This window comes from Pseudomonas sp. ANT_H12B (assembly GCF_008369325.1).
Lineage (GTDB): Bacteria > Pseudomonadota > Gammaproteobacteria > Pseudomonadales > Pseudomonadaceae > Aquipseudomonas.
On record NZ_VOBI01000004.1, the window covers coordinates 261,662 to 274,965 of the forward strand.

Below are 13,304 nucleotides of genomic sequence, written 5' to 3' on the forward strand. Positions count from 1 at the left end.
GCTGTATGCCAGATTTGACCGCCGATAACTTTCCTTACAATTTCTCGACTACCGTCTGCCCGTGCCGGCCCAACTCAAGCGTCGCCTGTTTATTTTCCTGTTGATCGTCCTGATGATTGCCGGGGGCTTTTTTGCCCAGTGGTTCTTCAAGGGACGGTTTTATGAAAGCACCGACAACGCTTATGTCCAGGGCGAAATCACCCGCGTGTCGAGCCAACTGGGCGCACGTATCGATCAAGTACTGGTGCAGGACAACCAGCACGTCGAGAAAGGTCAGCTGCTGATCAAGCTCGAAGGCGATGACTTCCACCTCGCCGTCGACCGCGCCAACGCCACCCTCGCCACCCGCGAAGCCGAACGCCTGCAAGCCCGAATCAAACTGACTCAGCAAGCCAGCCTGATTGCCGCCAGCGACGCGCAAGTCGCCTCCAGCCAAGCCAGCCTCGGTCGTTCGCAGATCGATTTGTCTCGCGCGCAAACCCTGCGCAAACCCGGCTATGTCTCAGAAGAACGGGTGACCACCCTCTCCGCCGACAACCACATCGCCCGCTCGCAAGTGACCAAGGCCCAGGCAGACGCACAAAGTCAGCGTCAACAAATCACCTCCCTGGCCGCCGAGATCAAACGCCTCGACGCCATGATCGCCAACGCCAAAACCGATCTCGCCCAGGCTGAGCTGAACCTGACCCGCAGCGAAATCCACGCGCCCATCAGCGGCCTGATCGGCCAGCGCGCCGCCCGCGAAGGTCAGTACGTGCAGGTGGGTGCTTATCTGATGTCGATCGTCCCCGACCAAGACATCTGGATTCAGGCCAACTTCACGGATTCCGGTAAAACTGACCTTCGCCGCGGACAACCCGCTGCACGGCAAGATCCGCCCGGGCATGTCACTCACCGCAAAAGTGAACATCAAAGACGCCTCTGACGATGGGCGGTGATCAACTGATCCGCCCCGTCGGCGAACCGACCCGACGGGACTGGATCGCTGTAATGAGCGTCATGCTCGGCGCCTTCATGGCGGTTCTCGACATCCAGATCACCAACTCATCGCTCAAGGACATTCAGGGCGCACTGTCGGCGACCCTGGAAGAAGGCTCATGGATTTCCACGTCGTACCTGGTGGCGGAAATCATCATGATCCCGCTGACCGCCTGGCTGGTGCAGTTGCTCTCGGCGCGGCGACTGGCGGTGTGGGTGTCCCTCGGGTTTCTCGCCGCGTCCCTGCTCTGCTCCATGGCCTGGAGCCTGGAAAGCATGATTGTCTTCCGCGCCTTGCAGGGCTTCACCGGGCGGTGCGCTGATTCCGCTGGCGTTCACCCTCACGCTGATCAAACTCCCCGAACACCACCGCGCCAAAGGCATGGCGATGTTCGCGATGACCGCGACCTTCGCCCCCTCAATCGGCCCGACGCTAGGCGGCTGGCTGACCGAGAACTGGGGTTGGGAATACATTTTCTACATCAACATACCACCCGGCCTGCTCATGATCGCCGGCCTGATGTATGGCCTGGAGAAGAAAGAAGCCCACTGGGAACTGCTGAAAAGCACCGACTACCTGAGCATTCTTACACTGGGCGTAGGCCTCGGTTGTTTGCAGGTGTTTCTGGAAGAAGGCCATCGCAAGGACTGGCTGGAATCGAGTCTGATCGTGACGCTGGGCAGCATTGCGCTGGTCAGCCTGATTACCTTTGTGATCGTGCAGTTCTCCAAGCCCAACCCGCTGATCAATCTCGGCATCCTGGGTAATCGCAATTTCGGTTTATCGAGCATTTCCAGTATCGGAATAGGGGTCGGGTTATACGGCTCGATCTATCTGTTGCCGCTGTACCTGGCGCAGATCCAGAACTACAACGCCTTGCAGATTGGCGAAGTGATCATGTGGATGGGTGTGCCGCAGCTGTTTCTGATTCCGCTGGTGCCGAAGCTGATGAAGTACGTCTCGCCGAAATGGCTGTGCACGCTGGGTTTCGGATTGTTCGGGCTGGCGAGTTTTTCATCCGGGGTATTAAACCCGGACTTCGCCGGGCCGCAGTTCAATCAGATCCAGCTCATCCGCGCGCTGGGCCAGCCGTTGATCATGGTGACCATCTCGTTGATCGCCACGGCGTACATCCTGCCGCAGGACGCGGGTTCGGCGTCGAGCCTGTTCAACATCCTGCGCAACCTTGGCGGCGCGATTGGCATCGCCCTCCTCGCCACGCTGCTGGATGCGCGAACCAAGACCTACTTTGATTATTTGCGTGAAGCCATTGTGCCAACCAACCCGCAGGTGGCGGAGCGGATGGCGTCGTTGACGAATCGGTTTGGCAACGAGACGGCGGCGCTGGGCAAGCTCAGTGAATTGCGCATCAGCAGGCGTCGATCATGGCTTACAACGATGCGTTTCACTTTGTCGGGATTGCACTGGGGATCAGCATGTTGGCGGTGTTGTTGACCAAGGCGTTACCGGCGGGCCTGAAGGCAGGGGAAGCGCATTAAGCACCGCCGATCGTTCCCATGCTCCGCGTGGGAATGATCACCGCGAGGTATGGGAACGATCACCTGTCAAACGGTGATCAACCGATCCCGCAACTTGCCAATCTCATCGCGCATCTGCGCCGCGGCTTCAAATTCCAGATCCCGCGCTAACGCGTACATCTTCTCTTCCAGGGCTTTAATACGCTTGGCGATTTCGCCCGGTGAGCGCAATTCGGCTTCGTACTTGGCGTTTTCTTCGGCAGCCTTGGCCATGCCTTTGCGCTTCTTGCTGCGCGAACCCGGCACGGTCGCGCCTTCCATGATGTCGGCAACGTCCTTGAACACACCTTTGGGTGTAATGCCGTTGGCCAGGTTGAAGGCAATCTGCTTGTCGCGACGACGCTCGGTTTCGCCGATCGCTCGCTCCATCGAGCCGGTGATGCGATCCGCATAGAGAATCGCCCGGCCATTGAGGTTCCGCGCCGCGCGACCGATGGTCTGGATCAGCGAGCGTTCGGAACGCAGGAAGCCTTCCTTGTCCGCATCGAGAATCGCCACCAGCGAGACTTCCGGCATGTCCAGACCTTCGCGCAGCAGGTTGATCCCCACCAGCACATCGAAAGTGCCCAGGCGCAAATCGCGGATGATCTCGACCCGTTCCACAGTATCGATGTCCGAGTGCAGATACCGCACGCGCACGCCGTGATCAGCGAGGTAATCGGTCAAGTCTTCGGACATGCGCTTGGTCAGCGTGGTAACCAGCACCCGCTCCTCCAGCGCCACGCGCTTGCCGATTTCCGAGAGCAGATCGTCGACCTGGGTCAGCGCCGGACGGATCTCAATTTGCGGGTCCACCAAGCCAGTCGGACGAACCAATTGTTCGACCACACGACCCGCGTGTTCCGCCTCGTAATTGCCCGGCGTGGCCGAGACAAAGATTGTCTGCGGGCTGATGTTTTCGAACTCGTCGAAACGCATCGGCCGGTTATCCAGCGCGGACGGCAGACGGAAACCATATTCCACCAGCGTCTCTTTACGCGAACGATCACCCTTATACATGGCGCCGACCTGCGGCACGCTGACGTGGGATTCGTCGATCACCAGCAAGGCGTCGGCCGGCAGGTAGTCAAACAAGGTCGGTGGCGCCTCGCCGGAGGCACGGCCCGACAGGTAGCGCGAGTAGTTTTCGATGCCGTTGCAGTAACCCAGTTCGAGAATCATCTCCAGGTCAAAGCGGGTGCGCTGTTCAAGACGCTGCGCTTCCACCAGTTTATTGTTGGAACGCAGGTAGTCCAGGCGCTCCTGAAGCTCGACCTTGATCCCTTCGATGGCGCCCAGCAGGGTTTCCCGTGGCGTCACGTAGTGGCTTTTCGGATAGAAAGTGAATCGCGGCAACTGCCGGGTGACTTCGCCGGTCAACGGATCGAATGCGGAAATCTTCTCGACTTCATCATCGAAGAGTTCGATGCGGATCGCTTCGAAATCGGATTCCGCCGGGTGGATATCAATCACATCGCCGCGCACCCGGAAAGTCGCACGGGCGAAATCCATGTCGTTGCGGGTGTATTGCAAGTCGGCGAGACGACGCAGCAACGCGCGCTGATCGAGCTTGTCGCCGCGATCCACGTGCAGCACCATCTTCAAATAGGTTTCCGGGCTGCCCAAGCCATAGATGCACGACACCGTGGTGACGATGATCGCGTCCTTGCGCTCCAGCAACGCCTTGGTCGCGGAGAGCCGCATCTGCTCGATGTGGTCGTTGATCGAGGCATCTTTCTCGATGAAGGTATCGGACGACGGCACATAGGCTTCGGGCTGGTAGTAGTCGTAGTAGGAGACGAAATATTCGACGGCGTTGTTCGGGAAGAACGCCTTGAATTCACCGTACAACTGCGCGGCCAGGGTCTTGTTCGGCGCCAGCACCAAGGTCGGGCGCTGAACCTGGGCGATCACGTTGGCGATGCTGAAGGTCTTGCCCGAGCCGGTCACACCGAGCAACGTCTGGTGCGCCAACCCGGCCTCGATACCCTCGACCATCAGGCGGATGGCTTCCGGCTGATCGCCGGCGGGCTCAAAGCGGGTGACTAGCTGGAATTCAGACATGAAATACCTCTCGGTTTTCGGAGCAAGGGCCGCGCCTTGCACGGTCAAACCGGACAGGAACGAGAAGGACCGCAAACGACCGACGTCGCCCGAGGAAAAAACTGGATTGTGCTCAATGTGGAGCCGATTGCCCTCGCTTTCAAGGCAAACGTCCTACATCCCTTGAAGTCTTTGACGCAGCCATTCGACTAACGGTCGAAAAATAATCGGAAAAACTTACGTTAGAAGCGGAATTGCCTGTCGCCTTCAATTGCAGATGGCCTCTATACTAGCTCCCCGTTTGTGCACCGCTCTAGTGCATTCGGCTGGAGCGCGACACGTCCCTCCACACTCCATTCAGAGCCGCCGCAAAAATGAGCCTGTTCTCCGCTGTCGAAATGGCACCACGCGATCCAATCCTGGGCCTCAACGAAGCATTCAACGCCGATACCCGTACCAACAAGGTCAACCTGGGGGTCGGTGTTTACTGCAACGAGGAGGGGCGAATTCCACTCCTGCGCGCCGTTGTCGAAGCCGAGACGATTCGCGTCGCTCAGCACGCTTCCCGTGGCTACCTGCCAATCGACGGTATTGCCGCCTACGACCAGGCCGTGCAAAAACTGCTGTTCGGCAATGATTCGCCGCTGATCGCTTCCGGCCGCGTAATCACCACCCAGGCCGTTGGCGGTACTGGCGCCCTGAAAATCGGTGCCGACTTCCTCAAGCAACTGCTGCCGAACGCCGTCGTGGCGATCAGCGACCCAAGCTGGGAAAACCACCGCGCACTGTTCGAAACCGCTGGCTTCCCGGTGCAGAACTATCGCTACTACGACGCCGCCACCCACGACGTGAACCGTGCTGGCTTGCTGGAAGACCTGAACGCCCTGCCGTCCGGCTCCATCGTTGTGCTGCACGCTTGCTGCCACAACCCGACCGGCGTTGACCTGAGTCCGGCGGACTGGAAAAACGTCCTGGAAGTCGTGAAAGCCAAAGGTCACGTACCGTTCCTCGACATGGCCTACCAGGGCTTTGGCGACGGCATCGACGAAGACGCTGCGGCTGTGCGCCTGTTCGCTGAATCGGGCCTGACTTTCTTCGTCTCCAGCTCGTTCTCCAAGTCCTTCTCGCTGTACGGCGAGCGCGTTGGCGCCCTGTCGATCGTCAGCGAAACGAAAGAAGAAAGCGCGCGCGTGCTGTCGCAAGTCAAACGCGTGATCCGCACCAACTACTCCAACCCGCCGACCCACGGTGCAAGCATCGTCGCCGCTGTATTGAACAGCCCGGAATTGCGCGCTCAATGGGAAGAAGAACTGGCTGAAATGCGTCTGCGGATTCGCGGCATGCGCATCCAGATGGTCGACCTGCTGGCGAAAAACGCGCCACAACGCGACTTCAGCTTCGTCGGTCGTCAACGCGGTATGTTTTCCTACTCCGGCCTGACGGTTGAGCAAGTGACCCGTCTGCGCAACGAGTTCGGCATCTACGCCCTGGACACCGGCCGCATCTGCGTGGCTGCGTTGAACCAGAGCAACATCGACGTTGTGACCAAGGCCATTGTTGCGGTGATTTGAGTCGTCGAGTGATACGAAAAACGGGAAGCCAAATGGCTTCCCGTTTTTGTTTGTCAGAGATAATTCTCAAAGCAACGACCGAGGGCTCTAGACTGCACATAGATCAAATGTGGGAGCGAGCTTGCTCGCGATAGCGGTCGTCCTGCCAACATCCCTGTTGAATGTGAAGCCCTCATCGCGAGCAAGCTCGCTCCCACGGGTTTTGTGTACACCCCGAATTCTTACGAGAACCAACATGAAAAACGATAACCTACGCGCCGACCGCGACGAGCTGGACCACTTCGTGCCCCGCTCCTCGGCCAAACGCGGTAATAACCTGGTGCTGCAAGTGGCTGCGGGCGTGTTCCTTGGCGGCCTGGCGTTGTGGCTGGTGCAACTGGTCGCCACGATGGCGTACGCCAAGCTGATGCTCGGCACCATTACCTTCGGCGGTTAAGCCAATTCGGTCGCGCGCTGGCTGGCCGCGTCGTCGTAGGCTACGTAAAGCGACTCGGCCACCTGGCTTTTGATAGCCTTGGTGCTTTCCAGGCCCAGGACAAAACCTTCGGCCTTGCCGCCAGCACGGTTCAGCTCGTCAGCAGTGCTGGCCTGAGTAATTGCGTCGAACAACTTCTCGGCGTGCGGGCCGACACCTTTGGGCAGACTGATCTGGGCGATGCTCATGCGAACACCCCATTGTGTTGAGGTGTGAGGATTGGGTGATTCATGGCGCGTACCTTTTCGGCGAATGGCCGGTAGCGCGTGTAACCACTTCCGGGCGGCCATGGTAGACCTCTGAGGCGATTCTGGTAACCGCCAATGGCCGATAAACCACCGTCCGTCACCATGAATCCGTCAAGTCGCCAACAGATGCTTGACTTCTCTTTTTGAATCAGTAACATACAAGCCATTCCGCGATAGCTCAGTTGGTAGAGCAAGTGACTGTTAATCACTGGGTCCCTGGTTCGAGTCCAGGTCGTGGAGCCATACAAGGTTCCAGAGAAGTCTTCTAAAATCTCTGTAACCCCCGAAAAACCCGCCTTCTGGTGGGTTTTTTCGTTTTGGCGCTCGTCGGATTCCGGTGAATTCTGGTGGATTCCAACCGTTTTAAGGGTAGAGTTTGGGGTAAAGGTCACTTCGATAAAAGGGAGTACCCTTATGTCGCGCACCACTGCTCCACTCTCCGATTCCGCTTGCCGTTCGGCCAAGCCCACAGACCGCGCCTACAAGCTTTTCGACGGCGACGGCCTTTACCTTCTAGTCCAACCCAATGGCCGCAAAGGCTGGCGGCTCAGATACGTCAAACCTGATGGACGCGAAGGACTGACCTCGTTCGGTAACTACCCGGTCGTTGGCCTTGCCGATGCGCGCCGCAAGCGCTTGGAGGTCAAGCGAATGCTGGCGGATGGCATTGATCCCATAGGAGCCAAAAACCAAGCCAAGACGGAAGCCCTGATCAAAGGCCGCACCTTTGAAAGCGTTGCGCTGGACTGGCACACGGAAATGTCAGCCAAGTGGGCACCAGACTATTCCAAGACAGTGATGAGTCGCCTCAAAACCCACCTCTTCCCGCTGATCGGCACCCGCGCCATTGTCGACCTAGACACCCACGACCTTATGCAGCCCTTGGAAGCGATCAAGAAGCGCGGAACGATAGACGTTGCTTTAAGGGTACAAAACTACCTGCAGAGCATCATGCGCGAGGCAAAGCGCCTCCGGCTTATCACCGTAAACCCTGCTTACGACCTCGAAGGCTCGATCAAAGCCCCGCGGGTCGTCCACCGCCCCGCTTTACCCTTATCGCGCTTACCTGAATTGCAAGAACGGATCGACACCTATAACGGCCGCGCACTTACCCGGCTGACGGTCATGCTATCTCTGCATGTGTTTGTACGCTCCAGCGAACTGCGCTTCGCCCGCTGGAGCGAGTTCGACCTCAAGCGTGGCGTCTGGGAAATACCCGACACGCGGCCAGCGCTGGAAGGCGTACCCTTTTCCACAAGAGGTACGAAGATGGCAGGTGATATCCATCTTGTACCCTTATCGCCGCAAGCGGTCGCCCTGCTCGAGCAGATCCGCGAAATCACAGGCAAATTTGACTTGGTCTTCGCAGGCGACACCAATTCTTGGAAACCGATGTCCGAAAACACTGTGAACAGCGCGCTTCGGAAGATGGGGTACGACACCAAAACCGAGATCTGCGGGCATGGCTTTCGTTCGATGGCCTGCAGCGCACTGATTGAGTCGGGTTTGTGGACGGATACAGCCATCGAGCGGCAGATGAGCCACAAGGAACGCAACAACGTCCGAGCGGCCTACATCCACAAGGCCGAGTTCATCGAGGAGCGCAGGCTGATCATGAACTGGTGGAGTCGGTACCTTGAGGCTAATCAGCAGGAGCATGTCAGCCCACGCGAATTCGCCAATCAGACGGGTGCGAACGTCACTCGACTAAAAGCAAAACATGGCGCAACCGAGTAAGCGCTCGGTCTTCATATCTCGGTGATCCGCTTGTCCACGCGGGTCCATCCAAGCAGGGCTGCAAAGCCGCCCTGCTTGGATGGACCTCACTTAAAAAATCTCAAAGCCCACGCAACCGTCTGCAGAAAACCACGGACTTCCAGAGGTGGATAATTTCATCCGCAGCCGCAGAATTCTCGAAAATTCGAGCCTTGACCCTACCTATCCGCAGGCGTAGAAAAGATCGTGCAAGCGCTGTCGTTGACAGCAACCCAGGTAGCCAGAACCTTTAAGGCTACGCCACACCGTGGTGGTTCTCCCCTAAGTGCGATTAGCGTCCGGCAGCTCGCACGGTCACTACCCATGTGATGGATGCCTACTTCTTCGCTTTGCCTACTGCGGCAAAACCCACCCTACCCAGCTGTCCTGCAGCAACCTATCCGCTTGGCCATTTCACTGCGCCAACCTGCGTCCGTCTCTTTCTTCCAGAAAGAGACGGACGCTCCTACCGCTGCTGCAGCCCAACTCGTACAAGGCTTTGCGGCATTCCCCTTCGTGACAATCGGCGTGACAAACACCGAATGCTCACCAGCAACAGCGATGCAGATGATGATGCCGCAGCCCACGGAATGGACTGCACCTGGCTGACAGTCAGGCATGCCCCAGTCATCGCATCCCTGCCATCACCCGACTCAGGATCTCGCGGCGCTGGTTTAGTCAGCCAGCGCAGCCTCCACCCGCCCACTTCTTCGGAAGTGCTCAGAAGGCCAGATCATGAGATGCCCAAGCTCCCGGTCGTAAAGAGCCGCCAGTCCCACGTTAGTGGACAACCCTCACAGGTCGCAGGGGCCTTGATCCCTGATAACACTCAACATTCTTGGCGGGATGACGTGGGGATGGTTTTAAAGGTTTGGCTTCGAGAGGAGTTTGATCATGGCATTGGTAGGTAGACGGGACGGGCGAAATTTTGGATGGGGTCGGCAACTGAGCTATGCCGGGCCGCAGGCATTGTGCGATATGTTTGGCGGCGGGCATTACGGCACGGTCAAAGCACACAGTGATCGGTGGCAGGCGTTTGTGCGCTGGTGTCGGTCGGAGGATGGGCCAGGGGTTAACGATGCACGAAAAATTGATCGGCAGACCTTGCTGGACTACGCCGGGCATCTGCGGCAGCAAGTCGAACAAGGCGCTATCGGCATCGCCACCGCGCAAAATCGGTTGTCCAGCGTGAACCGAACCATGGCGGCGCTTCGCGGTGATCAGTATGTGAAAGTGCCGAGTCCGAGCAAGGCGCTGGGAATGCGGCGCACCAGTGTTCGTCGCTCGGTGCCGCAAGGCCAAGACCGCGAACACGTGAAGCGGATCATCGACGTGCTCTGCGAACACCAAATGCCGCGCGCCGCGGCCATCGCGCAGCTGGCACGAGCCACCGGTATGCGCTTGCGCGAGGCCATTCTGGCCGACCTTCCACGCCTAAAACGTGAGGCCGAACAATACGGCAAGATCAACATCCAGGATGGCACCAAAGGTGGTCGCTCAGGTGCGTCGGCACCTCGTTGGATTACGGTGGATGAGCATATTCGTGACGCGCTGAGGTTTGCCGAACAGGTCTCGCCCGACGGCAGCCGCAACCTGCTTGCACCGGATGAACGCTACCTCGATTTCCAACGGGGAGTCGTTCGTCCCGCACGGATCATCCTCCATCAGCACAAGCTCAAAGGCTTCCACGAGTTACGAGCCGCCTATGCGTGCGAACGCTACGAGCACATGACTGGCCGTCTCGCCCCCATCAATGGTGGCCGTTGCTATCAACTCGACCGACATCTCGATCGGAAGGCACGAGGCCAAGTCAGCTATGAGCTGGGGCACGGCCGTATCGACGTGGTGTCGGCTTACATTGGCGGTCGAACATGAGCCAACCATTTGATATGGAGCTGTTCCTGGCCGGCGTTCTGACCGGGTCGCATTCCACACGCCAACGCCACCTTCGTCAGGCGGAGGCTATCCAAACAGCAATCGCTGAGCGCTGGCAACGCGACAATCCATGGACTTGGCAGAGAAAACATCTTGCGTGGTTTTTAAATCACCACCTAAACCAGCGCACTGACTCGACGCGCTATTACTATTTGCTGACCATGCAATTACTCACTTATCGCCTAGGAAAATCCTGGCAGTTCAACCGTTAAGCGAAGGTCAGAAAACGGCCAAAAGCAGACGATTACGATTGGATTTTTACTCCGCCATCAGTGATGGAAAAAGGCGCCTTTTCGGCCAATGCCAGTCAGTTAAGGGCAAATCGGACATGTATGAGCCAGGCTTGCCGGCGAAGGCGTCCGTAAGAGCGCTTTCGCCGGCAAGCCTGGCTCCAACGAAAAGCGGTTTGCTCGCTTAACTGCCTGGCATTAGCCTTTTCGACGCCTTAAAGTTATTAAGCGATCTTGATGACCACTTTCCCAAACGCACCCCTGGCGAGATGCTCGTAGGCTTCACGTGCCTGTTCAAATGGATAGACATGATCGATGACAGGTCGGATCTTGTGTTCGTTCAAGAATGCATTCATTCGGTCAAACGACGAGCGCGGTGCTACGGCGATACCGCGAATGGTTGTCTGGCGAAAGATGAGTGGCATCAGATTCAGTTGGACGGTTTGCCCAGTCAAAAATCCAATCTGCGCAATGCGACCGGCTGCCTTGGTGGCCGCGACAGACTGGTTGATGCCGCTGCCGCCCGCCACATCAAGCAGCAGGTCGACGCCTTTGCCCTCGGTCAGCTTCAGCACTTCTTCTTCCCAGTTTGGCGTGCTTCGGTAGTTGATCCCAGCCACGGCCCCCAGGCCCTTGACGGTTTGCAGATTCTGGTCGCTGCTGGAGGTCGCGAGGACCTTCGCGCCAAGCGCCGTAGCGATTTGCACAGCAAAAATGGACACGCCGCCGGTGCCCTGGACCAGCACGGTTTGCCCCGGCTGAATGTGTCCGAAATCGACCAGCGAATACCACGCCGTGAGCGCCGCAATGGGCAAGGTGGCCGCCTCCTCGTCGCTCATGTTGTCCGGCGCACCCACGGCGCTGTCCTCGTGGATGATCATGTATTCAGCCAACCCGCCGGGCAGCGGAGAGCCGAAGCAGTAATCGGGTTCATGTGGGCCTGGTTCACCGTCCAGCCACCGGGAGTACAGGTGCGAATTGACCCGATCACCCACCTTGAAGCGCGTGACACCGTCGCCGAGCGCAACCACAGTGCCGGCGGCGTCGCTGACCGGGATCAGGTTTTTCGGAACCTTGTGCGGCTCATAGATGCCATCGACGATGGCTTTGTCGCGAAAGTTGAGCGAGACGGCGCCGACTTTTACCAGCAGCTCGCCAGCCTTTGGTTCAGGGGTCGAAACTTCACTCATCTGAAGATTGTTGAGTCCGAAATCTTTCAGTAACCAAGCCTTCATTGCGATCTCCAAAAAACGTAGTCAGGGGTGGCACGACTTGAACCTGTTGTGCCCTGAACCCATGATTGGCTTTTATTGAGGCGCAATAAATGCACGAAAAATGACATGTTTGTTGTATTTACAGGCAACAAACGTCACGTTCGCATGAGGTCAACAGCGCAGGCTGCAGAGGAAAGGTCATGGAACTGCTTCAATCGATGCAACTGTTCGCCCGGCTTGCCGAACTCGGCAGTTTCACCAAAGCTGCCGAATCGCTGGATATCGGGCGTCCGCAAGTCACCCGGTACATTCAGGAGCTGGAGATGTCATTGGGTGTGCGCCTGTTCCAGCGCACCACGCGAAAGGTGACGCTCACCGCAGAAGGTGAGCGTTTCTACGAGCGAGTGCAGGACATTCTCGGAAGCGTCTCCGCTGCGACCTCCATGTTTGACCGATCCAGAATGACCCTGGAGGGGCGACTGCGTATCGATATACCGACCGCCTTTGCCCAGGTTGAATTCATGGAAAGCCTGAAAGCGTTTACCACCGCTTTCCCGAGAATCAGCATGGTGCTGGGCGTCACCGACAGGACCGTTGATCTGGTGGGAGAAGGCATTGATTGCGCGTTGCGCATCGGCGAGCTACCGGATTCAACCTTGATCGCGCGCCCTGTTGGCGTAGCGACAATGGTGACTTGCGCCGCCCCCCAATACCTTCATGACCACGGCGAACCCGAAACGCTGGAGGATCTGAATTCACATCAAGGCGTCAACTTCCTGTCCGGACAAAGCAACAGGACACTGCCGTGGCACTTCTCGGTTGGGGGCAAGGACAGGGCTTATACCAGCAACGCCGGAATCACCGTTACGGAGTCAAACGCGTACGTGCAATGTGGCGCGGCAGGGTTCGGAATCATTCAAGCACCGGGCATTGCGGTAAGCCAATACCTGAACAGCGGCGCCTTGGTGGAGATTCTAAGACCCTATCGCCCTGCCCCTCGTCCTGTGACGGTGCTGTACCCAAGCCGGACGCACCTGGCGCCGCAGGTACAAGTTTTTATTGAATGGTTGCAAGAGCGTTTTCCGCAGCTCCATTCTGACTGGCTGGAACAATAGGCGATCAAGAAATCTGTGCCGTCAATGGCTGCAACTTGGCCATACGAAGCTTGAAAGCACCGTCAGATACCTCGGAATTGAGGTCGATGATGCACTTGAAATGGCGGAACAGACGGAAGTCTAAATTTCCACCGCGACGGTCGAGGCTAGACCGTCGCTGTCAGGCCAAAAACAGTCAGTCCCAGCCGTTAAAAGCTCATCATTTGACCCTCTCGATATCGG

9 protein-coding genes, 1 tRNA gene and 3 pseudogenes are annotated in these 13,304 nt (G+C 57.9%); 10 read left to right on the top strand and 3 right to left on the bottom strand.

Annotation, left to right across the window (positions count from 1 at the left end; all coding sequences use genetic code 11):
* Window positions 1-61: 61 nt before the first annotated feature.
* Together FQ185_RS08835 and FQ185_RS08840 are read left to right on the top strand one after the other, a co-directional pair.
* Window positions 62-938, top strand: a pseudogene (locus tag FQ185_RS08835) (HlyD family secretion protein).
* A gap of 61 nt (window positions 939-999) precedes the next feature.
* Window positions 1,000-2,478 (top strand): annotated as a pseudogene (locus FQ185_RS08840) (MDR family MFS transporter).
* Between the two features lie 66 nt (window positions 2,479-2,544).
* On the opposite strand, the gene uvrB reads toward FQ185_RS08840, so the two are convergent.
* Window positions 2,545-4,560: an excinuclease ABC subunit UvrB gene (gene uvrB / locus FQ185_RS08845; protein ID WP_149417093.1), complete on the bottom strand. Its 2,016-nt coding sequence runs from the start codon at window positions 4,558-4,560 to the stop codon at window positions 2,545-2,547.
* A 353-nt stretch (window positions 4,561-4,913) separates the two neighbouring features.
* On the opposite strand from uvrB, the gene FQ185_RS08850 reads away from it, so the two are divergent.
* Together FQ185_RS08850 and FQ185_RS08855 are read left to right on the top strand one after the other, a co-directional pair.
* Entirely contained in the window at window positions 4,914-6,110 is a 1,197-nt protein-coding gene (locus FQ185_RS08850) for an amino acid aminotransferase (protein WP_149417094.1), read from the top strand.
* Window positions 6,111-6,345: 235 nt separating this feature from the next.
* Window positions 6,346-6,546: a hypothetical protein gene (locus tag FQ185_RS08855; RefSeq protein ID WP_149417095.1), complete on the top strand. Its 201-nt coding sequence runs from the start codon at window positions 6,346-6,348 to the stop codon at window positions 6,544-6,546.
* Here FQ185_RS08855 and FQ185_RS08860 read toward each other — a convergent pair.
* Window positions 6,543-6,773: a hypothetical protein gene (locus FQ185_RS08860; RefSeq protein ID WP_008007186.1), complete on the bottom strand. Its 231-nt coding sequence runs from the start codon at window positions 6,771-6,773 to the stop codon at window positions 6,543-6,545. The two genes, FQ185_RS08855 and FQ185_RS08860, sit on opposite strands and share 4 nt — an antisense overlap.
* Window positions 6,774-7,000: 227 nt before the next feature.
* Here FQ185_RS08860 and FQ185_RS08865 point away from each other — a divergent pair.
* From FQ185_RS08865 to FQ185_RS08885, 4 genes are all read left to right on the top strand, one after another.
* A tRNA-Asn gene (locus FQ185_RS08865) sits at window positions 7,001-7,076 on the top strand.
* 171 nt (window positions 7,077-7,247) lie between these two features.
* Window positions 7,248-8,570 (top strand): integrase arm-type DNA-binding domain-containing protein, encoded by a 1,323-nt coding sequence (locus FQ185_RS08870; protein ID WP_149417096.1) that lies wholly within the window; start codon window positions 7,248-7,250, stop codon window positions 8,568-8,570.
* Window positions 8,571-9,482: 912 nt separating this feature from the next.
* A complete protein-coding gene (locus FQ185_RS08880; protein WP_149417097.1) occupies window positions 9,483-10,463 on the top strand; it encodes an integrase domain-containing protein in 981 nt (326 codons plus the stop codon).
* Window positions 10,460-10,735, top strand: coding sequence for a hypothetical protein (locus tag FQ185_RS08885; RefSeq protein WP_149417098.1), 276 nt, complete (start codon window positions 10,460-10,462; stop codon window positions 10,733-10,735). The genes FQ185_RS08880 and FQ185_RS08885 overlap by 4 nt, the downstream gene beginning before the upstream one ends.
* Before the next feature lie 242 nt (window positions 10,736-10,977).
* Here the strand turns inward: FQ185_RS08885 and FQ185_RS08890 are convergent, their stop codons facing one another.
* Window positions 10,978-11,988 carry an NAD(P)-dependent alcohol dehydrogenase gene (locus FQ185_RS08890; RefSeq protein ID WP_149417099.1) on the bottom strand — a complete coding sequence of 337 codons (1,011 nt, stop codon included), beginning with the start codon at window positions 11,986-11,988 and terminating at the stop codon, window positions 10,978-10,980.
* Window positions 11,989-12,167: 179 nt separating this feature from the next.
* Between FQ185_RS08890 and FQ185_RS08895 the strand changes: the two genes are divergently transcribed.
* Together FQ185_RS08895 and FQ185_RS30505 are read left to right on the top strand one after the other, a co-directional pair.
* Window positions 12,168-13,082 (top strand): LysR family transcriptional regulator, encoded by a 915-nt coding sequence (locus FQ185_RS08895; RefSeq protein WP_149417100.1) that lies wholly within the window; start codon window positions 12,168-12,170, stop codon window positions 13,080-13,082.
* Window positions 13,083-13,110: 28 nt separating this feature from the next.
* A pseudogene (locus tag FQ185_RS30505) lies at window positions 13,111-13,206 on the top strand (integrase); the annotation flags it as partial.
* Between the last annotated feature and the right edge of the window lie 98 nt (window positions 13,207-13,304).